The 840-nt window shown below is 67.4% G+C and carries 1 pseudogene; it reads left to right on the forward strand.

The annotated features are described in order from the left end of the window. Nucleotides 1–6: 6 nt before the first annotated feature. Nucleotides 7–840: pseudogene (locus ACPCUW_RS35130) on the forward strand (IS5 family transposase); the annotation flags it as partial.

Genomic DNA, 840 nt, shown 5'->3' on the forward strand with positions numbered 1-840 from the left:
GCCCGTGTGGTTCGCAGGCACGAGTTGACCGAGCAGCAGTGGCGGACGATCGAGGTCTTGCTGCCGGTATCTGGAGCGAAAGGCCGCCCCCGCGTGGATGACCGGCGGGTGATCAACGCGATGCTGTACAAGGCCAAGACCGGTGTGGCCTGGCGGGATCTGCCCGACCGGTACGGGCCGTGGCAGACGGTTTACAACCGGTTCTGGCGCTGGACCCGCAACGGCACCCTGGCCATGCTGGTCGAGCAGGTGCGTGTGATCGCCGACGCGGTCGAGGAACTCGACCGGGAGGTATCGGTGGACTCCTCGCTCGTGCGTGCCCACCAGCACGCTGCCGGTGCGCGCGCACGCGTGGTTCACACAGGGGGACAACAAATCCGGCGAAGGGCACACCGAACCAGGTGATCATGCCATCGGCCGCTCACGCGGTGGCCCGACCACGAAAATTCATCTGGCCTGCGATCGGCTCGGCCGCCCGCTGGCGGTCGTGCTGACCGCGGGCAACATCAACGACTGCACCGTGTTTACCCGGGTGCTGGCCGGTATCCGAATGCCGCGACCTGGCCGAGGCCGGCCCTGGACACGGCCGCGGCGAGTCCTGGCCGACAAGGGTTATTCCACCCGCGCCATCCGCGAGCACCTGCGTGGTCGCGGTATTGCCGCGACGATTCCCGAACGCATCGACCAGCAGGCCAACCGTCGCCGCCGCGGCAGAAACGGTGGCCGTCCACCGGTGTTCGACCCGATCGCCTATCGACGCCGCAACGTGGTCGAACGCTGCTTCAACCGGCTCAAACAGTACCGAGCGATCGCCACCCGCTACGACAAGACTGCAGCCTC

Source organism: Nocardia sp. AB354 (assembly GCF_049538315.1).
Classification (GTDB): domain Bacteria; phylum Actinomycetota; class Actinomycetes; order Mycobacteriales; family Mycobacteriaceae; genus Nocardia; species Nocardia nova.